This window comes from Rhizobium sp. YIM 134829, assembly GCF_046546455.1.
Window position 1 is genome coordinate 208,182 of sequence record NZ_JBKHKI010000006.1, and the last position, 24,138, is coordinate 232,319.

Sequence of the window (24,138 nt, forward strand, 5' to 3'; positions counted from 1 at the left end):
TGTTGAACTAAAACGCAGATCTTGGGCGAGGCGCCCGGACGGCGGGGCGGCCGTTCTTCGAGTGGGAAGTGGACATGGTGGTTGCAGACGGCTTCAAGTGGAAGGCCAAGGGACGGGTTGCGCTCCTGGCCTTGATGGTCTGCGGCGCCGGCATGGGCTTGACCGCCTGCCAGAACGATCCCGACATCGACATCACCAAGCTGACCGCCGAAACCGATCCGCCGGACGTGCTATACAATCAGGGTCTTGCCAACCTCAACGCCGGCAAGACGACCGAAGCCGCGCGCAAGTTCGACGCGATCGACAAGCAGCACCCCTTCTCCGAATATGCCCGCAAGGCGCTGGTGATGAAAGCCTTCGTCAATTATCGGCAGGGGCAGAACCAGGATGCGATCAACGCGGCCCAGCGCTACCTGAACCTCTATCCGGAATCGCCTGATGCGGCCTATGCGCAGTACATTGTCGGGCTTGCTTACTCCAAGCAGATCCCGACAGTGACGCAGGACCAGAAGGCGGCGATGAACACCATCGCAGCCATGCAGACGGTGGTCGATAAATACCCCGACTCCGAATATGTCGAGGATGCCCAGGCGAAGATCCGCTTCGCCAAAGACAATCTGGCCGGCAAGGAAATGCAGGTCGGCCGTTATTATCTCGAGCGCCGCGAATATCTGGCAGCGCTCACCCGCTTCCGCACGGTGGTGGAGCAGTATTCCAACACGAACCAGGTCGAGGAAGCGCTCGCGCGCCTGACAGAGACCTATTTCGCCATGGGGCTGACGAGCGAGGCGCAGACGGCGGCCGCCGTTCTTGGCCACAACTATCCCGACAGCCAGTGGTACGCCGATTCCTACAAGCTCCTGCAGTCCAACGGACTGGAGCCGCGGGAGAATGGGAATTCCTGGATTTCCCGCGCCGGCAAGAAGATCCTCGGCGTCTGATCTCAAAAGCTGAAGACCCATGCTCGCCCAGCTCTCGATCCGCGATATCGTCCTGATCGAACGGCTTGATCTTTCCTTCGACGCCGGCCTCTCGGTTCTGACCGGGGAAACCGGCGCAGGCAAGTCGATCCTGCTCGACAGTCTCTCGCTGGCCCTCGGCGGGCGCGGCGATGGCTCGCTCGTGCGCCATGGCGGCGATAAGGGTCAGGTGACGGCGGTCTTCGACGTCGGACCCGATCACCCGGCCCGCCAGCTAGTGCGCGACAATGGCATCGACGACGAGGGCGATCTGATCTTCCGCCGGGTCCAGTCGGCCGATGGCCGTACCAAGGCCTATGTCAACGACCAGGCGGTCTCCGTGCAGCTGATGCGCCAGGCCGGCCAGCTGCTGGTCGAGATCCACGGCCAGCACGACGATCGGGCGCTGGTCGATGTCAATGCCCACCGCCTGCTGCTCGACGCCTTCGGCGGCCTGACCGCCGAGGCGGAAACGGTCGCCACGCTCTACAAGACCTGGCGCGATGCCGAGCGCGGGCTGAAGCGTCACCGCGAAAAGGTCGAAGCGGCTGCGCGTGAGGCGGACTATCTGCGCGCCTCGGTCGAGGAGCTGGAAGCGCTCTCGCCGGAGGATGGCGAGGAGGACAGCCTGGCCGAGCGCCGCGCCACGATGATGAAGGCCGAGCGCATCGCCTCCGACATCAACGAGGCCTCCGAATTCCTGAACGGCAACACCTCGCCCGTACCGCTGATCGCCTCGCTGATGCGGCGGCTGGAGCGCAAGAGCCACGAGGCGCCGGGCCTCCTCGAGGAGACGGTGGCGCTGCTCGATGCGGCTCTGAACCAGCTCTCCGACGCGCAGATGGCGGTGGAAGCGGCGCTGCGCAAGACGGAATATGACCCCAAGGAGCTTGAGCGCGTCGAAGAACGTCTCTTCGCGCTGCGCGCCGCAGCCCGCAAATATTCCGTTCCCGTCACCGAGCTGCCGGCGCTTGCGGTTCGCATGATCACCGCACTCGCCGATGTCGATGCCGGCGAGGAACTGTTGAAGCAGCTCGATGGGCGCGTCACCATCGCCAAGGCCGATTTCGATGCCGCGGCCGCCGCCTTGTCCTCCAAGCGCCACAACACCGCCGCTGCACTCTCGGCCGCCGTCATGGCCGAATTGCCGGCTTTGAAGCTGGAACGCGCCCGCTTCACCGCAACCGTCGAGACCGATCCGGCCCAGCCGACGACCGATGGGATCGATGTGGTCGAATTCCATGTGCAGACCAATCCGGGCACGCGGCCGGGGCCGATCATGAAGGTGGCCTCGGGCGGCGAGCTCTCGCGCTTCCTGTTGGCTCTGAAGGTGGCGCTCGCCGATCGCGGCTCGGCGCCGACGCTCGTCTTCGACGAGATCGACACCGGCGTCGGCGGCGCAGTCGCCGATGCGATCGGCCAGCGGCTGAAGCGGCTTTCCGCCACGGTCCAGGTCCTCTCCGTCACCCATGCGCCGCAGGTCGCCGCACGGGCCGCGACCCATCTTCTCATCTCCAAGGGTCCCTCGGAGAAGCAGGCGGAAACGATCGCCACCCGCGTCGCCCGCATGGACGACAAGGCCCGCACCGAGGAGATCGCCCGCATGCTGGCCGGCGCTTCGATCACCGAGGAAGCCCGCGCGGCGGCCGCGCGGTTGCTCGCGGGGAACGGTTAGGCATTCCCGACCAGGCGTGCTGCCTCTGGTCAGACAAGACGATCAACGATCGATCCGTGGAGCATTCGGATGATCCGAGTTCCCAGAATTCATTGAGACTCCGCTGAAATACAAGAGATTCAAGAAAAGAGTGGCGTAAAGGCCTAATATTCGTTGACTCTTACATTTTTATAAAGCAACGTTGGAATTGTCCAGCCGGTCTTATTTCGTATCTGCTGGGAGCATGTCGCGAAAATTACCTCCTCAAATATGGAGATCGCCTTGCCAAATATTCCAACTGTTCCCGATGAAACGATTGATCGAGAAATCTCGCTCAGGGTGGCGCGACACAAGCTCGGTATACTGGAACTGCAAAACGCTAGTTCGAGGGATTTTAATTCGACTGACAATCGTCTTGACGCGAAGCTGGGGTTGAAGGTTGCACACCCTTTATGTCTCCTGGCCTTGGGCGACTCTTGGTTCGACTATCCGCTCCTCAACAACGGTCCAGTCCTGCAGGACACGGACATCATCGCGCAATTGAAGCATTACGGCTCTCCTCCGGCGCGCATCCTCAATCTCGCCCATTATGGCGATGCCTCGACGGACGCGATGTCCGCGCAGAAGCAGCGGCGCTTGATTGCCGCTTTGGCCGATAGTGGCAATTGGCTCGGCGGCAAACCGGACGCAATTCTCTTCTCGGCCGGCGGCAACGACGTTGCTGGCGATCAGTTTCGCACCTTTCTCAATCAGAACGAGGATGGGACTAAACCCATCAATGGGTCAGAATTCCGCAAAACTCTGAAGACGGTCGAGCAATCCTATCGCACGCTGTTCGATCTCAGGGACCGGTTTGCCGAAGGTGTGCCGATCTTTGCGCATACTTACGGCTTTGCGATTCCGAACGGCGTTCATCCCCGCTGTGCCGGGCCATGGCTTCAGCCATCCTTGACCGAGCGCGGTTGGACAGCACCTGAACAGGCGGCGGAAATCGTCCGGGAGATGCTAAAGCTGTTCCAGGACATGCTGAACGACTTACAGCATGAACGCTCGAACAATTTCCACGTCATCAGGTCGCATCAACTCATTGAACCGGAAGACTGGGCGAACGAGTTGCACCCGAAATATCTGGGGTTTCGAAAGGTCGTCAGACAGTTTGACAGCGTTCTGAGAGCCCTCAACCTCCAGAGCTAGACCATCGCCCCTCTCGCATGGTGGGACCCCCATCGCAGCAGCCAGAGCTACCTGCATATCGTTGTTTCTCAGATGCTTGCCGAGCTATGTGACGCTTCTGATTCCGCTTGAACGACACCATTTCGTCTTCTCATCGGCCTGATTTTCGCTACAAGGCTAGAACCCTCCGCATGCGGCTTCGGCGCTCTTGCCTCGGCGTCCGCTAATGAGACGAGAGGGTGGGCATGGGCGGAACTCCTGTTCGCCGGACATGCTCCGGCGAGCCTGGGAGTTGAGTGCCATGACCGATCGCAAGCCCGTGGACGCGCTGACCGAGGCCGATGCCGTGGAGGAGCTGGCTTTTCTGGCGGCCGAGCTCGCCCGGCATGATGCGCTCTATCACGGCAAGGACGCCCCCGAGATTTCGGACGCGGAATACGACGTGCTGAAGCGGCGCAACGAGGCGATCGAGGCGCGCTTCCCGGAGCTGCGGCGTCCCGACAGCCCGTCCGGCACGGTGGGGTCGGCGCCCTCCGGCCTGTTCCAGACCGTTACCCATGCCCGGCCGATGCTCTCGCTGGACAATGTCTTCACCGACGAGGACGTGGCCGACTTCATCGCCAGCGTCTACCGCTTCCTGGGTCGTCTGCCCGATGCTTCGATCGCCTTTACCGCCGAACCGAAGATCGACGGACTGTCCATGTCGCTGCGCTACGAGAATCGCCGGCTGGTCACGGCGGCGACGCGTGGCGACGGGACGACGGGCGAGAATGTCACCGCCAATATCCGCACCATCGCCGAAATCCCGCAGACCCTGCCGAAGGGAGCGCCCGACATCGTCGAGGTGCGCGGCGAGGTCTATATGGCGAAGAGCGACTTTCTGGCGCTCAATGCCCAGATGGAGGCGGAAGGCCGCCAGACCTATGTGAACCCGCGCAACACCGCAGCCGGCTCGCTGCGCCAGCTCGATCCGAATGTAACGGCGACGCGCAAGCTGCGCTTCTTCGCCTATGCCTGGGGCGAGTTGTCCGAGATGCCGGCCGAAACACAATATGAAATGATCCAGGTGCTTGGCCGCTGGGGCTTTCCGATCAACCCGCTGACCGAGCGCCTCTCCTCCGTCGACACCATCCTTGACCACTATCGCCAGATTGGGCTGGAGCGTCCGAATCTCGACTATGACATCGACGGCGTCGTCTACAAGGTCGACGATCTGGCGCTGCAGCGCCGCCTTGGCTTCCGCTCGCGCTCGCCGCGCTGGGCGACGGCCCACAAATTCCCGGCCGAGCAGGCCTTCACGACGCTGACCGCCATCGACATCCAGGTCGGCCGGACAGGGGCTCTCACCCCCGTCGCGCGCCTGGTGCCAATCACGGTCGGCGGCGTCGTCGTCACCAATGCCACGCTGCACAATGAGGACTACATCAAGGGCCTCGGCAATGCCGGCCAGCCGATCCGCGAGGGTCGCGACATCCGCATTGGCGATACGGTGATTGTCCAGCGGGCCGGCGACGTCATTCCGCAGATCGTCGACATCGTGACGGAGAAGCGAACGCCCGAGAGCAAGCCTTATCTCTTCCCGACGACCTGTCCGGTTTGCGGCAGCCATGCGGTGCGGGAGGTCAATGAGAAGACCGGCAAGGTGGACAGCGTGCGCCGGTGCACCGGCGGCTTCGTCTGCCGCGCCCAGGCGGTCGAGCACCTCAAGCATTTCGTCTCCCGCAATGCTTTCGACATCGAGGGGCTGGGCTCCAAGCAGATCGATTACTTCTTCGAGGCCGAGGACCCGGCCTTCTCCATTCGCACCGCGCCGGACATCTTCACGCTCGAACAGCGCCAGCAGGGCTCGCTGGCCAAGCTCGAAAATGTCGAAGGCTTCGGCAAAGTCAGCGTCCGCAAGCTCTTCGATGCCATCAATGGGCGCCGGCAGGTGGCGCTCTCGCGCTTCATCTATGCGCTCGGCATCCGCCATGTCGGCGAGACCACGGCCAAGCTGCTGGCCCGCTCCTATGGCACCTATACGGAGTTCAGCGCAGCCATGCAGGCGGCTGGGCGCGGCGAGGGGGATGCCTGGGACGATCTGAACCGGATCGAGGGGATCGGTGAGGTGGTCGCCCGTGCCATCGTCGAATTCTACAAGGAGCCGCGCAATGTCGAGGTGGTGGCCCGGCTGCTGGAGGCGGTGACGCCGCTCGACGAGCAGACGCCGGTTTCGACCGGCAGCCCGATCGCCGGCAAGACAGTGGTCTTCACCGGATCGCTCGAGAAGTTCACCCGCGACGAGGCGAAGGCGCGGGCGGAAAGCCTCGGCGCCAAGGTGGCGGGCTCGGTGTCCAAGAAGACCGATTATGTGGTGGCGGGACCAGGCGCCGGGTCAAAACTCGACAAGGCGCGCGAACTCGGCGTCACCGTCATGGATGAAGACGAGTGGCTCACCTTCCTCGGCGACTGACCGGCGCAGCCATTCTCGATTTGTCTTTCTGCAGCGCACAGGCTAGAGGAGCGCAGGCGGGGAAGGCATGCCGAAAAGGGCCGTCCCCGCATCTGTTTCTGCCGCAGCATCCGCCGTGCGGGGCCGAGGGTCCCGCTCCTGGCGGCAGCGGCGAAGCCGGGTTGATCGGCGGGAGGGCCGGATGAAGACGGTAAGCGGGATCGCGACGCTAAGGGCGCTCATTCTCGACCATCGCAGGCAGGGCCGCTCGGTCGGGCTGGTGCCGACCATGGGCTTCCTGCACGAGGGCCATATGGAGCTGGTGCGCCGGGCGCGCGCCGAGAACGACGTGGTCGTCGTCAGCCTGTTCGTCAATCCGCTGCAGTTCGGCGCCAACGAGGATCTCGCCCGCTATCCGCGCGATCTGCCGCGCGACCAGGCCATGCTCGAAGCCGGCGGCGTCGACTATCTCTTTGCGCCCGAGGTGTCCGACATGTATCCGCGGCCGATGGAAGCGGTGGTCGATCTGCCCATCCTGGGTGCCGAGCTCGAAGGCGCCGTGCGCCCCGGCCATTTCGCCGGCGTCGCCACTGTCGTCACCAAGCTCTTCAACATCGTCCAGCCGGATCGCGCCTATTTCGGCGAGAAGGATTACCAGCAGCTGCAGATCATCCGCCGCATGGTGGAGGACCTCGCCCAGCCGGTCACCGTCATCGGCGTCGAGACGGTGCGCGAGGCCGACGGGCTCGCCTGCTCCTCGCGCAATGTCTATCTGACGCCCGAAGAGCGTCGCGCCGCCGCCATCGTGCCGCGCGCGCTGGACGAGGCCGAGCGCCTGCTCCATGCCGGTCTGACCGACCCGGCCGAGCTGGAGGCGGCGGTGACCGCCTTTCTCGCGCGCGAGCCTCTGGCGGTGCCGGAGGTGGTGGCGCTGCGCGATCCCGAGACGCTGCAGCCGCTGGAGGGTCTCGACGGGCGGCCGGTGCTGCTGCTGCTCTTCGTCCGCTTCGGCCGGACGCGGCTCCTCGACAATCGCGTCTATGGCGCCCGCCTCGATCTGAAGAAAGTAGCCTGAGCATGAGCGTCGAGACGAAGCGCCGGCGCCTGAGCCCGGCGGCAATCCGTGGCATGAAGGGCGGGCGGCCGATCGTCAGCCTCACCGCCTATACGACGCCCATCGCCCGTCTGCTCGACCCGCATGTCGATCTGCTGCTCGTCGGCGATTCGCTCGGCATGGTGCTTTATGGGCTCGATTCCACCGTCGGCGTCACGCTCGAAATGATGATCGCCCATGGCCAGGCGGTCGGTCGTGGGGCAGGGCAGGCCTGCATCGTCGTCGATCTGCCCTTTGGCTCCTATCAGGAAAGCAAGGAACAGGCCTTCCGCAGCGCCGCCCGCGTGCTCAAGGAAACCGGCTGCTCGGCGATCAAGCTCGAAGGCGGGGCTGAGATGGCCGAAACGGTGGCCTTTCTCACGAGCCGGGGCATCCCGGTGCTCGGCCATGTCGGGCTGATGCCGCAGTTGGTCAACACCACCGGCGGCTATCGCTCGCTCGGCCATAGCGAGGCCGAGGCCGACAAGATCCGCCGCGATGCCGAGGCGATCGATGCGGCCGGCGCCTTCGCCATCGTCGTCGAGGGCACGGTGGAGACGGTCGCGCGCGAAATCACCGCCGCCGTTTCCGCCCCCACGATCGGCATCGGCGCGTCGCCGGCCTGTGACGGGCAGATCCTCGTTTCCGATGACATGCTCGGCCTCTTCAACGACTTCAAGCCGCGCTTCGTCAAGCATTTCGCCGAACTCGCCCCCCAGGTCTCCGCCGCCGCCAGCGCCTATGCCGAGGAAGTGCGCGCCCGCAGTTTTCCGGGGCCGGAACACACGTTCAAGGCCAAGCGCTAAAGGCTCGAACGTCGCGCCAAGCCGCCCCAAAGACCCCCTCTGGCCTGCCGGCCATCTCCCCCACAAGGGGGGAGAGACCGTGGGGCAGCCGCTCGCCTTATTCTCCGACGGTGCGATTTCTTGCGGTTGAGGCTGAGCGTTCCGGTGGCCGGTGTCAGTAATCGGTGGTTCTCGGTGGGGAGCGCGCCTCATGGTCTCTCCCCCCTTGTGGGGGAGATGGCCGGCAGGCCAGAGGGGGTTTTTTTGGCGGCGAGGGTGATGGTTCAAAGCAGCTTCCCCCATTCCCGGCATTGATCCGCCTATCAGCCCATTTCATTTGTGATGCGCTGCGGGAGACGGTAAGGGCTGCGGGTCGCATGTCCGGCGGCAGCAGGAAGGACGCATGACTTCTCCCGGGTTCTGGCATGGTGTGCGGCGGGGCGCGCCGATCGTGCTTTCGGTCGCGCCCTTTGCGGTGCTGTTTGGCGCACTCGCCGTCGACAATGGCTTCTCGACCTTCGACGCGGTGCTGATGAGCGCCACGATCTTCGCAGGCGCCAGCCAGATGGTCGGTCTGCAGCTGTTCGGCCACGAGATCCCGCCCTGGGTGGTGATCCTCTCGGTCTTTGCCGTCAATTTCCGCCACATCCTCTATTCGGCCTCGGTCGCCCCGCATATCCGCCACTTCACCTTCGCGCAGAAAGCCGTCGGCCTGTTCCTGCTGACCGATCCGCAATATGCGGAATCTGAGAAGAAGGGGGAGCGCGGCGAGCGGGTGGGTTTTGCCTGGTATATGGGCCTGGCGCTCAGCCTCTACCTGCCCTGGGTGGCGCTGACCGCGCTTGGTGCCGCCTTCGGCCAGATGATCGGCGATCCGAAGGCGATCGGGCTCGATGTGTTGCTGCCCATCTATTTCATGGCGCTGGTGCTGGGTTTCCGCAGCCGTGACCACTGGCTGCCGGTGGTCGCCGTCAGTTCGATCTCGTCGGTGATCGCCATGAAGACGGTCGGCTCGCCTTGGCATGTTAGCATCGGCGCATTGGCCGGCGTGTTGCTCGGCGCCTTCCTGCCGCTCAAATCCGAGCCGGAGGCGAAGCCATGAGCGACGATCTCCGCCTGCCGCTCATCATTCTCGGCGCGGCGCTCGCCACCTACCTCACCCGCATCGGCGGCTATGTGCTGATCACGCGGCTGAAAACGCTGCCGCCGCGGCTGGAAGCGGCGCTGAACGCCGTGCCCGCGGCGGTGCTCTCGACGCTGGTGGCGCCCGCCTTCGTCTTCGGCGGCGCCGATGTTTCGATCGCCATGCTGGTGGCGCTCGTCATCGGCCTGCGCGCCCCCTCGCTGGTCATGCTTCTCTGCGGCTGGCTCACCGTCATGGCGCTGCGGATGTCCGGGCTGTTCTAGAGCCTCGCTCGTGCTGTGCAGCCGCCTTTTAGAGCGGCTGCGTCGCGGCCTCCAGCCAGGCCCTGGCGGACGCGTCCTCGATCAGCGGCGTCAGCTTCTCGCGCGTTTCGGCGTGATAGGCGTCGATCCAGCGGCGCTCCTCCTCTGTCAGCAGGGCGGTCACGATCAGGCGGCGGTCGATCGGGCAGAAGGTCAGGGTCGCAAAGCCGAGCATGGGCGCATCGCCGCCCTCGATCGGGGCCGGCGGCAGGACATGGATGAGGTTCTCGATGCGGATGCCGAATTGGCCGGGCCGGTAATAGCCGGGCTCGTTGGAGAGAATCATGCCGGGCAGCAGTTCCTGCATGCCGGCCCGGGAGATGCGCTGCGGCCCCTCATGCACGGAAAGATAAGACCCGACGCCGTGGCCGGTGCCATGGGCATAGTCCGCGCCCGCCTTCCAGAGCGCGATGCGGGCCAGCGGATCGAGATCGACCCCGCGCGTGCCCTTCGGGAAGCGCGCGGTGGAGATAGCGATCATGCCCTTGAGCACGAGGGTGAAGAAGCGCTTCTCCTCCTCGCCCACTGGGCCGATCGCCACCGTGCGGGTGATGTCGGTCGTGCCGTTGACATACTGACCGCCTGAATCGATCAGGAACAGGCTGCCTGCCGCGAGCGGCTGGTCCGTCTTGTCGGTCACCCGGTAATGGATGACGGCGCCATGGCCGCCGGCGCCGGCAATCGTGTCGAAGGAAATATCGCGCAGCGGGTTCTGCATGCGCTCGCCCACCGTGCGGCGGAAGGATTCGAGCTCTGTCGTCGCGGCGATCTCCGTGACGCTGCCGGGCTTCTGCGCGTCCAGCCAAGCCAGGAACTCGACCATAGCGGCGCCATCCTGCAGATGGGCGCGGGTCGAGCCGGCGAGCTCGGCCTCATTCTTGACGGCGCGGGGAAGACGGGCGGGGTCGTCGGCCTCCACCACCGTTCCGCCCTCGCTGCGGATCCGTTCGGCAAGCGCGAAGGGCGCGTGGTCCGGGTCGAGCATCAGGCTGACGCCGGAGGCGGCCAGCGCCGCCACCCGGTCCTCGAAGCGGGAGGGCGGCAAGATTTGCGCCATTTGCGTGAGATAGGCTTCTTCCTCGATGCCGGTCTTCCTCTTGTCGAGGAAGATCTCCGCCGATCCATCGGCATGAATGATGCCGCGGGCGAGCGGATGCGGCGTGTGCGGCACATCGGCGCCGCGCAGGTTGAAGGTCCAGGCAATCGACGAGGGTTCGGTGAGCAGCACGGCCGCGGCGCCCGCCTTGACGGCGGTCTCGGCGATCATGGCGATCTTGTCGGTCGCGAGCCGGCCGGCATGGTCGCTGTGCTGGATCCTGACCCGGCCGAGCGGCGGCTCCGGCCGGTCGGTCCACAGCGGGTCGAGCGGATTGTCCTTGAGTACGATGAGCGTGCCGCCAATCGCGGCCAGCGCCTTTTCGAGCTTGCGGACCTCCGCCCCCGTATGCAGCCAGGGGTCGATGCCGAGCCGTAGTCCCTTCGCTGCGTGACGCTCGATCCACAGATGCGGTGGCTCGCCGACGAGATCGCCGCTGGTGAAAACGTCCGCATCGACCTGTTCGGCAAGCTGGGTGACATAGCGCCCGTCGACGAAGACCAGCGCGCGGTCGCGCAGGATCAGGGCTATGCCGGCCGAGCCGGTAAAGCCGGTCAGCCAGGAGAGCCGCTCGGCCGAGGCCGGCACATATTCGCCCTGGAACTCATCCGCCCGCGGCACGAGGAAGGCATCGATGCCGAGACTGTCGAAACCGGCGCGCAGGGCCGCGACACGGGCGGGACCGAATTCGGGGGTGGAGGTGACGTCGAAAGACTGGAACATGAGGCGGCTTCCTGCGGGATGGTCGTGCTATCCGACCATAAGCCGTGTCGGGAGGGAAGGGCAGGGTATCCGGCCAGCTTTTCCCGATTCGTATGACTTATGCGATCCGCGCATGGCACCCATGTGCGCTTCACTCTGGCCGACCCGGCACCAAAGCGCTAAAAGTTTTCTCAACGAACGGCTTCGAACGGCTGTTCCCGCAGCTGCCGGAAGGCAACTGTCTTCCGTGATAGGCGTTCGGCTGGCCTTCCTCTCCTCCTCCCTCCCGGGTGGCCCGCCTGCAGATCATGGAGATGTCCGCTTGAGCACTCCTCCTCCCAGGCTCGCGGACGGGTCGATCGGTTCGCCGGTCGATCGGCGATGCTTCGGCATCGCCCTTGTTCGAAAAGGCCGCCCCTCGCGCAAGCGTCGGGTGGCCTTTTTCGTTTCCGGCTCTCGCTCCCAGGCCGTCGTTCTCGGAGCTGCGCGGCTCGAGCTCCCTCAGGCTCGTCGGCTGTCGAGAAGGATCGTCACCCAGCCATTGCGCCAGAGCGTGCGGACATGGCGCAGGCCGAGCGCGTTATAGGCGGAAAGCACCTTCCAGCGCTGGGCGGCCAAGATGCCGGAGAGAATGACCGAACCGCCGGGGGCAAGGTGGGTGGAAAGCTGCGGTGCCATGCGCATCAGCGGGCGTGCCAGAATATTGGCGATGATGAGGTCGAAGGGCCCGTGCGCGGCGAAGGCGGGGGACTGGAACCCCGCCGCCGTTACGGCGGTGATGCCGGCGACGCCGTTGAGAACGCCGTTGCGGCGAATATTGTCGCGGGCCACGCGGGTGGCGACCGGATCGATATCGGTGGCGAGCACCGGGACTGCCTTGACCTTGCGCACCGCCAGCGCCAGCACGCCGCTGCCCGTGCCGAGATCGAGCACGCGCGTCACGGGCCGTGATCGTACCACGTCCTCGATCATCTCCAGGCAGCCCGCCGTCGTGCCGTGATGGCCGGTGCCGAAGGCCTGGCCGGCATCGATCTCGATGGCGATATCGCCCGGGCTCACCTTGTCGCGGTCGTGCGAGCCATGGACCAGGAAACGCCCGGCCCGGACCGGCGTCAGTCCCTCGAGCGATTTGGCGATCCAGTCGATATCGGGGATCTCCTCCCGCTCGATCGCCGCATCGGCAAAGAGCGGCGCGAGCACGGCGCGCAACCGCCCGGCCATCTCCTCCTCTTCGGCGAAGTCGAGATAGAGCGAGGCTTCCCAGATATCGCGCTTCTCGTCGATCTCCATCGTGGCGATCGCATAGCCCTCATCCTCAAAGGCATCGCTCATCAGGGCCAGCGCCTGCTCCGAGCCGGTCTCTGTGGTGGTGATGAAGAGGCGCAGATCGGCCAAGACAGCATTCCTTGCGGGTCAAGATATTGGGCGGCATCGCGGGTCGGGCTGCGGCTTTAGCATGTTCGGCCCACAAAGACAGCGTCAGCCCTTGGCCAGGTTCTCGAGCTTCTTGACCGCAGTGGCCGGATCCTCGCCATAGGCGATCGTGCCGCGGAAGCGACCCTCGGCGTCGAGCAGGAAGACCGAGGCGGTGTGGTCCATCGTATAGTCGCCGTCCGGCTTGGCTTCGTCGAGCGGCACCTTGCGCGCATAGACGCGGTAGCCCTTGACCATCTCCATCACCTTGTCCGCCGGGCCGGAAATGCCTGCGATGCGGTCCGAGACGTTGGCGACATAGCGGTCCAGCACCTCCGGCGTGTCGCGCTCGGGATCGACGGTGACGAAATAGGCCTGCAGCTTCGTCTTGTCGGGATCGACCTGCTTCAGCCAGCCGTCGAGCTCGAACAGCGTCGTGGGGCAAACTTCCGGGCAATGGGTAAACCCGAAGAAGAGGGCGGTGGGCTTGCCGCGAAAGGCGGCCTCCGTCACCGGCGCCCCGCCGCGCCCGGTGAGCGCAAAGGGCACGCCGAATGGCCCACCCTCCGCGGTCTCGGTCTGTGTGGTGATCTGATAGGTGGTCCAGCCGAGGGCAGCCGCGACGATGACGACGGCGATCCAGAGCACGAGGCGGAGTGTTTTCATGAGGCGGGTCTCACAGGCCGTGATGCCGGGACGGAAAGGGTTCAGAAGCAGAGGGACAGGCCGGCGGCATCGAGCGCCAGCAGCATTTCGCCGCCGAGCGACAGCCAGCCGATGAGGCCGGCAAGCAGGCAGAGCATGACGAGTCCGGCGCCGGCCAGCATGGCGGGCAGGCGCAGTCCGTTCGACGGTGCTTTCGCAGGGACGGTGCGATCGAGTGTCATGGCGTAAGCATAGACGATCGGGTTTGTTTCATGAAGGGTCGCTCTTATGAAAGGATTAAGCAGTTTGAAATAGAATCTTCTCTTATGGAAGTGGATGACCTCCAACCTTGGGGAGGTGGCGTGGTGCGGGCCCAAAGATCAGGACCGCCACGGCACTTGGACCCGGGGGTCAAGCATCATCCGAGTCGGCATGAAGCCGAGCGCTCACCATCCTGTTCTCACCGCTTGTTTCCATGGATCCTGCATCGATGACGACATCATCCTTGAAGCGCAGCATGTCCGTTTCCTTCCGTCTCGGCACCCTCGCCGTTGCCGCATTGCTCGGCTTCGGCGCTGTCATCGGCACCGGGTGGGTTCTCAACCACTCTGCGAGCCAGGCCGTGATCGAGGCGCGAGCGGCCGAACAGAGTATGGCCGATGTTTCCGCCACGCGCGACGCCAATCTTCGCGTGCTCCTGGCCGGCATGGATGCCATGGTCGACCGTGACAGCGGCACGATTGCCCCCGACCTGAAGAAGGAAACGGAAGAGAGCATCGCCGATCTGCAGGCGGGTCTTGCCAAGATCGCTGCCGTTGCCGAATCGCTCGGCGCCGCCGAACTCGGCCAGGGGCTCGACCAGGATGCCAGTATCGTCATCACAGGCGTCGGGACAGACCTGCCGAAATTCATCGAAGCCAGACAGAATGACGCCATCATGGCGCTCGACGACAGCGTCGACGAGGCCGGGGCGCGTCTTGTCGAACGGCTGGGAAAGCTCGGCGGCTTGGCCCATGAGATCGCGTCGGACCGCATGCACCAGGCCGATCTGCTCTCGCAGCGCGCCCTCTGGCTGCAGCTCGCCTGCGCCGCCGTGGCCATGCTGGTCATGGTTGGCCTGCTGCTCAACCACGGTGCGGTGATCCGCAAGGGTATCGTCGGCCTGCGCGACAGCATGCGCCGCATCCTCTCCGGCGACTATGCAGGCAGCGTTCCGGGCGCCGACAAGAATGACGAGATCGGCGAGATGGCGCGGGCGCTCGAGCAGTTCCGCGATGCGGCCGTCGCCAAGAATGAACTGGAGCGCCAGGCGGCGACGGCGCAGCGCGAGAGCGAGACCTCGCATGCGGCACGGGAAGCGGCTGCCGAGGCCCATGCCCGCGAAGTCGCCGCTGCCGTCACCGCGCTCGGGGCGGGCTTGAAACGACTTGCCGACGGTGATCTGAGCGTGACGCTCTCGGAACCCTTCCGTGCCGATCTGGAATCGCTCCGGCTCGACTATAATCAGGTTCTCGAGCGCCTGACCTCCCTGATGGCGAAGGTTCGCGACAATGCCGGCTCCATCCAGGCCAATGGCCAGCAGATGCGCACCGCGTCCAACGAACTCGGCCGGCGCACCGAGCAGCAGGCGGCATCGCTCGAGCAAACCTCGGCAGCATTGAACGAGATCACCAGCACGGTGCGCAGTTCCGCCGAACGGGCGGAGGAGGCGAGCCACATGGTCGGCGAGACCAAGGCCAACGCCGCCGAATCCGAGCGCATCGTCAGCGAGGCGATCGAGGCCATGGCCCGGATCGAGAACGCCTCGGCCGAGATCGGCAAGATCATCAACGTCATCGATGAGATCGCCTTCCAGACCAACCTGCTGGCGCTGAATGCCGGCGTCGAGGCAGCCCGGGCCGGCGAGGCCGGCAAGGGCTTTGCGGTCGTCGCCCAGGAAGTGCGCGAGCTTGCCCAGCGTGCCGCCATGGCCGCCAAGGACATCAAAGGCCTGGTCGGCCGTTCGAGCGGCGAGGTGGAGACCGGCGTCCGGCTGGTACAGGCAACCGGAACGGCGCTCGGCCGGATCGGCGACGATGTCGATCGGATCCACAGCCACATGTCGGAGATCCTCGTCTCGGCCCGGGAGCAGTCGACGGGCCTTGTCGAGATCAATACGGCCATCGGCCAGCTCGATCAGATGACGCAGCAGAATGCCGCCATGGTCGAGCAGACCAATGCGGCGAGCCAGATCCTGGCGCAGGACAGCGACGGTCTCGTCGAGGCGATCGCGCATTTCCGCATCGGCGAGCAGGCGAGCCAACGCAACCTCTATCAGGCCGGCGCCTCCTACGAGCGGTCAGGCGAGCACGCGCTGGACCGTCCTGCCGCGCGCGGCCCGCTCCATGAGCGGCCGGTTTCTAGAACGCCTGCAGCGTCGTCGGGAACACGTCCGGCCCTGAAAGCTGCCGAGAAGACCAGCCGACCCGCCCCGTCGCCGGCAAAGGCGCTGATGGGCAAGCTGACCGGCGCCTTCGGGCCCGCAACCACCGCCACGCACACGGCAAGCGCCGCCAAGCCGCGTGCGACCCCCTCCACGTCTGAAGAAAACTGGGAAGAGTTCTGACCATGGCTACCGTCATCAAACAGTCCGGCTCCGCAATGGAGATTGTCTCGTTCCATCTGGGCGAGCAGGAATTCTGCATCGACATCATGGCGATCCGCGAAATCCGCGGATGGGCGCCGGTGACCCCCATGCCGCACACGCCGGCCTATGTTCTCGGCCTCATCAACCTGCGCGGCGCGGTGATCCCGGTCATCGACATGGCTTGCCGCCTGGGAATGAACATGACCGAGCCCTCCGAGCGCTCGGCCATCATCGTCACCGACATCAACGGCAAGCTGGTCGGCCTGCTCGTCGAGCAGGTCTCCGACATGATGACCATTCGCGGCGAGGACCTGCAGCCGGCGCCGGAGATCATTCCGGAAGCCCAGCGCGCCTTCTGCCGCGGCATCGTGGCGCTGGAAAAGACCATGGTCTGCTTCCTGAACCTCGATACGGTCATCGCCGACGAGCTGGCGCAGGCGGCCTGATCCTGCGGGGCAGCACGGCAGGAGAGGAGCGACGAAGGCCGGTTGGCCTTCGCGTCCGCGCGGTCTATGGTTCCCGCGATTGCCTCAGGGAGCCTGCCGATGAAATGCCTGCTGCTCGTCGATATTCAGACCGGTTTTTGTCCCGGCGGCCATCTGGCCGTGCCGGAGGGCGACGCCGTGGTCGATGTCGCCAACCGCCTGATGCAGAAAGGCGGATACGATCTGATCGTTGCCTCGCAGGACTGGCACCCAGCCAATCACGGCAGCTTCGCCTCCCAGCATCCGGGCAAGGCGCCGTTCGAGATGGGGATGCTGAACGGCAAGCCTCAGATGATGTGGCCGGACCATTGCGTCCAGGGCACAGCCGATGCCGAATTCCACCCGCAGCTCGACACGTCCCGCATCGACCATATCCAGCAGAAAGGCCTTGACCCCCGGGTCGACAGCTATTCCGCCTTCCGCGACAATGATCAGGCGGCCTTGACCGGCCTGTCTGGCTACCTCATCGCCCAGGGGGTCACCCGGCTCGATCTTTGCGGGCTCGCGACCGATTATTGCGTGAAGTTTTCCGCGCTCGATGCCCGCGCCATGCTGCCCGCGGCGCAGATCCGCCTGATCGAGGACGCAAGCCGCGGCATCGACGCCGCCGGCGTCACGGCGGCGCTCGACGAGATGGCCGCCGCCGGCATCGCCATCGTCACCTCGGACACCGTGCTCGCCGAAGCGCGCAGCTGAACGAGGTCAGCGCGCGCCCTTATTGGGGCGCGCCGTTCTTCCAGGTGGCGTTCTGGTTAAAGAGCGGCACGGTGGAGATCGACATCTTCGCCGAGCCTTCGGTCAACTGGCGCGAATGGGCGAGGTAGATCAGCGTGTTGTTCTTGCGGTCGTAGATCCGGTTGACGACCAGCGCCTTCCAGATCAACGAGCGCCCTTCGCGAAACACCTCTTCGCCTTCCTTCGACAAATCGATGTCGCCGATGACCAGCGGCCCCGTCTGGCGGCAGGCGATCGAATTGTTGGAGGGATCCTCGAACCAGTTGCCATTCTTCAACCGGTCGAGCACGCCGCGGTCGAAATAGGTGACGTGGCAGGTGATGCCCTCGACCTTGGGATCGGTCAGCGCATCGACGAGAATATCGTTGCCCATCCAATCGACGCCGACCTCGCCGACCGTTTCGGCCCGTGCGGGAAGCGCACCCGCAGTGGTCAGGGCCGCAGCGAGCGCGCAGGCGGCGAAACGGAGGGATGCGCGGGAAAGGTTCATCGACGAGGCTCCATGGATGGGGCTGACATAAGAAAGATGTGATGGACATAAGAGCGCCGGCGGCCGACGCAAGGCAGCGCGTGAAAAAAGGCGCTGATGGCGAAGGATGTCACCAGTCTCGGCAATTTTCCTCCCGACGAGTTCGATTTTCCGGCTCTTCACCGTCTGTTGGAATCTTGTTCCTCGGAACCGCGGGTCGGCGACACTACGTAAGCCTCAACATACGGAGGCTTCCATGTCCGCTCTCTCCCCAACCCTCAGGCTGGCATCCGGCCTGCCGCCGCTCGGCCTGCCGGGCTCGCTGGCGCTGGCGGTGCTGGCGCTCGGCACGCTGGCGCTCGGCCTTGCCTATGGACCGGCGCAGGGCGCGCTGTTCCTTGTCGGCGGCGCACTTGGCATCGCGCTTTATCACGCCGCCTTCGGCTTCACCTCCGCCTGGCGAGTCTTCATCGCCGAAGGCCGGGGCCGGGGGCTGCGCGTGCAGATGCTGCTGCTCGCGATCGCCGTGATCCTGTTCTTCCCGCCGCTTGCCGATGGCACGCTGTTCGGCAATCCGGTGAAGGGATCGGTCTCGCCGGCCGGCCTCGGCGTCGTCTTCGGCGCCTTCCTGTTCGGCATCGGCATGCAGCTCGGCGGCGGCTGCGCCTCCGGCACGCTGTTTACCGCCGGCGGCGGCAATGCGCGCATGCTGGTGACGCTGCTGTTCTTCATCATCGGTTCGGTCGTCGCTACCCAGCATTTCGATTTCTGGACCAGCCTGCCAGCCCTGCCGCCGCTGTCGCTGACGCAGCTCGGCGCGCCAGGCGGCATCGTCGTCAGCCTTGCCCTTTTCGCCGCCATCGCCGGCCTCACCGTCCTCGTTGAGCGTCGCCGCAACGGGGCGCTGGAGCAGGCCCCGCCCGCACAGCGCGAGGGTTTTGCCCGGCTGCTGCGCGGTCCCTGGCCGCTCGTCTGGGGTGCGGTCGCCCTGGCGCTGCTCAATTTCGCGACGCTGGCGCTGGCCGGCCGGCCCTGGGGCATCACCTCGGCTTTCGCGCTGTGGGGTGCCAAGGGTGCCGCGGCGATCGGCTTCGATCCGGCCTCCTGGGCCTATTGGCAGACGCCCGCCAATGCCAAGGCGCTGTCGGAGAGCGTGTTTGCCGATATCACCTCCATCATGGACTTCGGCCTGATCGCCGGGGCCATGCTGGCGGCGGCGCTGGCCGGCCGTTTCGCGCCGAGCCTCGACATCCCGCTGCGCTCGATCCTCGCCGCGGTGATCGGCGGGCTGATGCTCGGCTATGGCGCGCGTATCGCCTATGGCTGCAACATTGGCGCCTATTTCTCCGGCATCGCCTCAGGTAGCCTGCATGGCTATGTCTGGGCCGTCGCGGCCTTCGCCGGCAACGTCCTCGGCGTCCGGCTTCGCCCTTTCTTCTTCGCGGAGACCCGAGCGATCCGCCGCGCCGACGGCTGACGCCACACAATCCGCAAATTCTTCCCCATTCTGCAAAGCCGCCCCGAAAGGGGCGGCTTTTTCATGCCGCGGGATGCGCGCGAACGACCCGCAATCAGCTTGGATTCTTCGTAAAGGAAATGGTTACCATGTTTTGCCATTCTTTGAACAAGCCGGCATGGTCTTAGGCGCGCCTGAACATTTCCGGCGCCTGGCGACCCCAAACTCCCGGCTCTGACGGCAAAGCGTGATCTTGCCGCCGGATAGCGTAACTGTCTTTGGGTACAGGGTTCCATGGCGCTTGCAGTCGAGACTACCAGTTCTCTCCCGAGCGGCCAGCGGCGCCGACAGGGATCCTTCCTCTCGAAGTCGGTGGTTTTGACCGGTGGTTTCGCAGCGAGCCTGCTTCTGGGCGGCTGGATGGTGGTAACGCTTGCCACGATGCATGGCATGGGCGGCGCGGTCGCCGAGAACGGCCTGCCGCGCTTCGAGACCTCGCTGCAGCTAAACGCCATCCCCCGCGCCACCCGCACCGAGCGCGTCGTCCATCTCGCCAAATTCTCGCGCCTCGTCAAAACGCCACTGATGGCGGTTGCCGATGCGGGCGCCCCCCGCCAGATGGCCGCCCGCGCCAGCGCCACCGGCGTGACGCTCGTCCGCCCGGCGATCACGCTCGCCGCGGCGACGCCCGTCCAGCCGCTGCCGCCCATGCCGGGCCTGCCGACCATCACCACGTCGAAGGTGACACTGCCCGCCACGGTCACGGCTGGCCTCGCGGCGCGCGACACAGGCGGCGTCACGGTTCCGCTGCGCGAGAACGCGATGGTCGAACCTGATGCCCGCTCCACCGGCGCTCTGCCGAAACCCTTCAGCCTCGTTCTGTCGAACGACGACACCGCTGAGCGCCTTCCGGATCTCGGACCCCTGCCGATGACGCGTCCGGGCGTCACCATCGAGCCGGAGGCAGAAGCCGAGGTCGCCCCGCCGGCGGCAGTGAAGGACAAGCCGGCCAAGCGCACGCTGCTCGCCTATGCCAAGCCCGACGTGTCGATGGACGACGACGAGGACGACGCGCCCGTCTCCCGTCCGCTGTTCGGCGGCCGCAAGGGCGTGGCGATCTACGACATTTCCGCCGGCGTCGTGCACATGCCGAATGGCGAGAAGCTGGAAGCCCATTCCGGCATCGGCGCCATGCGCGACAATCCCGACTATGTCCATGTGCCGATGAAGGGCCCGACCCCGCCCGGCACCTACAAGGTGACGATGCGCGAATCGCTGTTCCACGGCGTCGAGGCCGTGCGCCTCACTCCGGTCGATGGCGTCGCCCCGCATGGCCGCGTCGGCCTGCTCGCCCACAGCTATCTCCTGCGCAAGCGCGGCGACAGCCACGGCTGCGTCGCCTTCGCCAACTACCCGAAATTCCTGTCAGCCTTCAAACGCGGCGAGATCAAGCAGATGGTCATCGTCAAAAGCATGAAGGGCGGCTTCTCGAAGCCGGCGAAGACGCTGGCGTCACTGTTCTCGCGCAAGGGGTGAGGGAGCAGCGACTGGACTAGGCCCCCGCGTTGCCTCCGTCTGGCGCGCGGGTCTCCGGATTGACCTCTAGGGTTTCCTGAGACGCGATGGCGCTCCGGATTGCGTCCTCGATGAACTGCGTTTTCCCGCCGGTATAGACGTCCCAGTCGTCCGCAGCCTCGGCGGCAAGCCGTCGCTTCAGTTGCTCGTAGGCGCTCGCGACGCCTGGCTGCGCCCGCAAATAGTCCCGGAACAGAATGCGCCGCGCATGATCCGGATTGTCCGGCCCGCAGAGACTGAGCCTCAGACCATAGCCCTCCCGGCTCGCCGTAAAGCTCCACCGCCCGTCCTGATAAGGCGAGCCGTGGAAGCGGTAGGTTCCTGACTGTTGCATGACGGCGATTGCCAGAGGCAAGGCGGCTTCGCTCACCAGAACGATATCGATATCCAGCTTGGGTTTGGCCGCGAGACCTGGAACGGCTGTGCTGCCGATGTGATGAGCAGCCGCAAACCATGGTGCAAGCTGCCGTTCGAGCACGGAGGCCTCGGTAACAAAGCGGAGGGGCCAGTCAGGATCATAGGGGACAATGGTGATGGGCAAACTTCGCCCCCCTAGATCCGCTCCACGAACCCATCCAGCACTCGCTTCTGGCCCGCCCGGTCGAAGTCGATCGTCAGCTTGTTGCCTTCGATGGCGGCCACGTTGCCGTTGCCGAATTTGATGTGGAAGACGCGGTCGCCGAGGGTGAATTTGGAGGGGGTGTCGGCCGTGGACTTGGCGATCAGCTCGCCTTCGATCGTCCGGCTGCGGGGGCCGCTTTCGCCATAGCCGATGCGATCCACGGCGACGCCGGAGCGGTTTCCCCAATTGTCGCGCGTCGCATCGGTGCGGTTGGCCTGGGCGCGTTTCCAGCCGGGGGTCTGGTAGGTGTTGGAGAAGGGTTCCGACAGGCCGGCCGCCTTGTCGAAGCGCGACTGGCCATAGCCGCCGCGCCCATAGCCGCCCCCGCCATAGCCGCCATAGCTTTGGTCCATTTCGGAGACCTCGACATGGCCTTCCGGCAGCTCGTCGAGAAAGCGGGACGGGATGGTCGATTGCCAGAGCCCGTGGATGCGCCGGTTGGAGACGAACCAGATGTGACAGCGCCGCTTGGCGCGCGTGAGGCCGACATAGGCGAGACGCCGCTCTTCCTCGAGCCCAGCGCGTCCGCCTTCGTCGAGCGCGCGCTGATGCGGGAACAGGCCTTCCTCCCAGCCGGGCAGGAAGACCGTTTCGAACTCCAGGCCCTTGGCGGAGTGGAGCGTCATGATGTTGACGGCGTCGAGGGTCTCGTTCTGCTCGGCATCCATGACCAGCGAAACATGTTCCAGGAAGCCGCGCATGGATTCGAAGGCCTCCATGGAGCGGATCAGTTCCTTGAGGTTTTCCAGCCGCCCCGGCGCTTCCGCCGTCTTGTCGGCCTTCCACATGTCGGTATAGCCGGATTCCTCGAGGATCGTCTCGGCGAGTTCCGTATGCGGCGTGGTCTCCAAGAGACCCTGCCAGCGGCGGACCATGGTGACGACATCGAAGAGCGACTTGCGGGCCTTGGCCTTGATCTCGTCGGTCTCGATCAGCTCGGCGGAGGCGGCCAGCATGGGCATATCACGGGCGCGGGCATAATCGTGGATGAGCCGCACGGTCGTGTCGCCCAGGCCCCGCTTCGGCGTATTGACGATCCGCTCGAAGGCGAGGTCGTCGGCGCCCTGGCAGACGAGGCGGAAATAGGCCATGGCATCGCGGATCTCGAGCCGCTCGTAAAAGCGCGGGCCGCCGATGACGCGGTAATTAAGGCCGAGTGTCACGAAGCGATCTTCGAACTCGCGCATCTGGAAGGAGGCGCGCACCAGGATCGCCATGTCGTTCAGCGCGTGGCTCTTGCGCTGCAGCTGTTCGATCTCCTCACCGACGGCGCGGGCTTCCTCTTCCGAATCCCAGGCGGCATGGACCTGCACGCGCTCGTCTTCGGGGCTCGTGCGCTCGGTGAACAGCGTCTTGCCGAGCCGGCCTTCATTATGGGCGATGAGATGGCCGGCCGCGCCGAGAATATGGGCGGTGGAGCGATAGTTGCGCTCGAGCTTGATCACCTTGGCGCCGGGGAAATCCTTCTCGAAGCGCAGGATATTGTCCACCTCCGCGCCCCGCCAGCCATAGATCGACTGGTCGTCGTCGCCGACGCAGCAAATGTTGACTTTGGTCCCGCTCGCGCTGTCGCCGCTCTGCGGCTCGCTCCGCGAGGGCGCGCCATCGGACGCGACGGCCGCCTGGCCTTGCCGGCCTTCGGCCGGATTGGCGTTCGTCTCGTCCCGCCGCTGCACGGAACGCTGGGCGAGGAGCCGCAGCCAGAGATATTGGGCGGTGTTGGTGTCCTGATATTCGTCGACCAGGATATAGCGGAAGCGGGCGTGATATTCGCGCAGCAGGTCAGGGTTCTGGCGGAAGATCGCGATGGGATGCAGGAGCAGGTCGCCGAAGTCGCAGGCATTCAGGCTGCGCAGCCGCGCCTGATAGGCGGCGTAGAGCGTGCGGCCCTTGCCGTTGCCAAAGGCGCGGGCGTCGCCCTCAGGAATATCGGGCGGCGTCAGGCCCTTGTTCTTCCAGCCATCGATCATCTGGGCGAACTGCTTGGCCGGCCAGCGCTTGTCGTCGATCTGCTCGGCCTGCAGCAGCTGCTTGATCAGCCGGGTGACATCGTCGGTGTCGAGAATGGTGAAATCGGAGCGCAGGCCGGCAAGCTCGGCATGGCGACGGAGCAGCTTGACGCCGATCGAGTGGAAGGTGCCGAGCCAGGGCATGCCCTCGACCGCGCCGCCGACGAGCACGCCGATGCGCTCCTTCATCTCGCGCGCCGCCTTGTTGGTGAAGGTCACGGCCAGGATCTGGCTCGGATAGGCGCGGCCGGTGGCGAGGATATGGGCGATGCGTGTGGTGAGCACGCGGGTCTTGCCCGTGCCGGCGCCGGCAAGAACCAGGACGGGGCCGTCCAGCGACTCAACCGCCTCGCGCTGTTCCGGGTTCAGACCGGAGAGATAATCGCCGGAGGGTCCGGGTCCGCCGGAGCGCGCGGCCATGGCGCGCGCGGCGATGCCGCCGGCGGCCGGTGCATGCTGTCCTTCCGACTGGCCGGGCGGGATGCGACCCGCCGACCGGGGCTCCGGCTCGCTCCGGGCCGGGCGGCCGGGGCGGGTTGGCTCCTCGTCGAAGAAGGGAATATCGTCAAATCCGTTGCTCATGGCGCCCAATGTAGTGATTCGGGGTGGAAAGGCCAGAATACGTTCTGCTTTCATTCCCGTGTCATCGTTCACGATCATCCCGGCGGGGTAGCCCCTAGGGACGGACGAAACCGGCGTTCCGATCACAGTCTCGTGAAAATTGCCCTGAGATTACAATTAGGTAATAATGGGGCGCGTGCATT

The 24,138-nt window shown here is 65.3% G+C and carries 20 protein-coding genes; 13 read left to right on the top strand and 7 right to left on the bottom strand.

The features are described from left to right. Positions 1 to 134: 134 nt before the first annotated feature. The 8 genes from ACLE20_RS12840 (at position 135) to ACLE20_RS12875 (ending at position 9,502) form a co-directional block, all read left to right on the top strand. The gene (locus ACLE20_RS12840; protein ID WP_410940833.1) at positions 135 to 941 is read left to right on the top strand and encodes an outer membrane protein assembly factor BamD; all 807 of its coding nucleotides are present in this window, start codon (positions 135 to 137) and stop codon (positions 939 to 941) included. A gap of 19 nt (positions 942 to 960) precedes the next feature. Next, a complete protein-coding gene (gene recN, locus ACLE20_RS12845; RefSeq protein WP_410940688.1) occupies positions 961 to 2,634 on the top strand; it encodes a DNA repair protein RecN in 1,674 nt (557 codons plus the stop codon). 261 nt (positions 2,635 to 2,895) lie between these two features. Beyond that, positions 2,896 to 3,807: an SGNH/GDSL hydrolase family protein gene (locus ACLE20_RS12850; protein ID WP_410940689.1), complete on the top strand. Its 912-nt coding sequence runs from the start codon at positions 2,896 to 2,898 to the stop codon at positions 3,805 to 3,807. Positions 3,808 to 4,087: 280 nt separating this feature from the next. Then, positions 4,088 to 6,238: an NAD-dependent DNA ligase LigA gene (gene ligA / locus ACLE20_RS12855; protein ID WP_410940690.1), complete on the top strand. Its 2,151-nt coding sequence runs from the start codon at positions 4,088 to 4,090 to the stop codon at positions 6,236 to 6,238. 181 nt (positions 6,239 to 6,419) lie between these two features. After that, positions 6,420 to 7,292: a pantoate--beta-alanine ligase gene (gene panC / locus ACLE20_RS12860; RefSeq protein WP_410940691.1), complete on the top strand. Its 873-nt coding sequence runs from the start codon at positions 6,420 to 6,422 to the stop codon at positions 7,290 to 7,292. A gap of 2 nt (positions 7,293 to 7,294) precedes the next feature. Next, a complete protein-coding gene (gene panB / locus ACLE20_RS12865; protein ID WP_410940692.1) occupies positions 7,295 to 8,116 on the top strand; it encodes a 3-methyl-2-oxobutanoate hydroxymethyltransferase in 822 nt (273 codons plus the stop codon). 382 nt (positions 8,117 to 8,498) lie between these two features. Further along, complete coding sequence (locus tag ACLE20_RS12870) at positions 8,499 to 9,197, top strand: AzlC family ABC transporter permease (protein ID WP_410940693.1); 699 nt, start codon at positions 8,499 to 8,501, stop codon at positions 9,195 to 9,197. Then, positions 9,194 to 9,502: an AzlD family protein gene (locus ACLE20_RS12875; RefSeq protein WP_410940694.1), complete on the top strand. Its 309-nt coding sequence runs from the start codon at positions 9,194 to 9,196 to the stop codon at positions 9,500 to 9,502. Before ACLE20_RS12870 ends, ACLE20_RS12875 begins: the two co-directional genes overlap by 4 nt. A 28-nt stretch (positions 9,503 to 9,530) precedes the next feature. Here the strand turns inward: ACLE20_RS12875 and ACLE20_RS12880 are convergent, their stop codons facing one another. The 4 genes from ACLE20_RS12880 to ACLE20_RS12895 all read right to left on the bottom strand — a co-directional run bounded on the left by ACLE20_RS12880 (position 9,531) and on the right by ACLE20_RS12895 (position 13,639). Beyond that, positions 9,531 to 11,360: an aminopeptidase P family protein gene (locus ACLE20_RS12880; protein WP_410940695.1), complete on the bottom strand. Its 1,830-nt coding sequence runs from the start codon at positions 11,358 to 11,360 to the stop codon at positions 9,531 to 9,533. Between the two features lie 480 nt (positions 11,361 to 11,840). Then, entirely contained in the window at positions 11,841 to 12,734 is an 894-nt protein-coding gene (locus ACLE20_RS12885; RefSeq protein ID WP_410940696.1) for a 50S ribosomal protein L11 methyltransferase, read from the bottom strand. Positions 12,735 to 12,818: 84 nt separating this feature from the next. Then, entirely contained in the window at positions 12,819 to 13,418 is a 600-nt protein-coding gene (locus ACLE20_RS12890) for an SCO family protein (protein WP_410940697.1), read from the bottom strand. A gap of 41 nt (positions 13,419 to 13,459) precedes the next feature. Beyond that, entirely contained in the window at positions 13,460 to 13,639 is a 180-nt protein-coding gene (locus ACLE20_RS12895; protein ID WP_410940698.1) for a hypothetical protein, read from the bottom strand. Between the two features lie 275 nt (positions 13,640 to 13,914). On the opposite strand from ACLE20_RS12895, the gene ACLE20_RS12900 reads away from it, so the two are divergent. From ACLE20_RS12900 to pncA, 3 genes are all read left to right on the top strand, one after another. Next, on the top strand, positions 13,915 to 16,002 hold the full coding sequence (locus ACLE20_RS12900) for a methyl-accepting chemotaxis protein (protein WP_410940699.1): 2,088 nt from the start codon (positions 13,915 to 13,917) through the stop codon (positions 16,000 to 16,002). A gap of 2 nt (positions 16,003 to 16,004) precedes the next feature. Continuing rightward, a complete protein-coding gene (locus ACLE20_RS12905) occupies positions 16,005 to 16,469 on the top strand; it encodes a chemotaxis protein CheW (RefSeq protein WP_410940700.1) in 465 nt (154 codons plus the stop codon). Positions 16,470 to 16,568: 99 nt separating this feature from the next. After that, positions 16,569 to 17,204 (top strand): bifunctional nicotinamidase/pyrazinamidase, encoded by a 636-nt coding sequence (gene pncA / locus ACLE20_RS12910; protein ID WP_410940701.1) that lies wholly within the window; start codon positions 16,569 to 16,571, stop codon positions 17,202 to 17,204. Positions 17,205 to 17,223: 19 nt separating this feature from the next. On the opposite strand, the gene ACLE20_RS12915 is transcribed toward pncA, so the two are convergent. After that, positions 17,224 to 17,733 (bottom strand): CreA family protein, encoded by a 510-nt coding sequence (locus ACLE20_RS12915; protein WP_410940702.1) that lies wholly within the window; start codon positions 17,731 to 17,733, stop codon positions 17,224 to 17,226. 235 nt (positions 17,734 to 17,968) lie between these two features. Between ACLE20_RS12915 and ACLE20_RS12920 the strand changes: the two genes are divergently transcribed. Together ACLE20_RS12920 and ACLE20_RS12925 are read left to right on the top strand one after the other, a co-directional pair. Further along, a complete protein-coding gene (locus tag ACLE20_RS12920; RefSeq protein WP_410940703.1) occupies positions 17,969 to 19,189 on the top strand; it encodes a YeeE/YedE family protein in 1,221 nt (406 codons plus the stop codon). A 273-nt stretch (positions 19,190 to 19,462) separates the two neighbouring features. After that, positions 19,463 to 20,704 (top strand): tlde1 domain-containing protein, encoded by a 1,242-nt coding sequence (locus ACLE20_RS12925; RefSeq protein WP_410940704.1) that lies wholly within the window; start codon positions 19,463 to 19,465, stop codon positions 20,702 to 20,704. Between the two features lie 16 nt (positions 20,705 to 20,720). Here the strand turns inward: ACLE20_RS12925 and ACLE20_RS12930 are convergent, their stop codons facing one another. Further along, the gene (locus tag ACLE20_RS12930; RefSeq protein WP_410940705.1) at positions 20,721 to 21,284 is read right to left on the bottom strand and encodes a GrpB family protein; all 564 of its coding nucleotides are present in this window, start codon (positions 21,282 to 21,284) and stop codon (positions 20,721 to 20,723) included. An 11-nt stretch (positions 21,285 to 21,295) separates the two neighbouring features. Then, complete coding sequence (locus ACLE20_RS12935; RefSeq protein ID WP_410940706.1) at positions 21,296 to 23,956, bottom strand: ATP-dependent helicase; 2,661 nt, start codon at positions 23,954 to 23,956, stop codon at positions 21,296 to 21,298. Between the last annotated feature and the right edge of the window lie 182 nt (positions 23,957 to 24,138).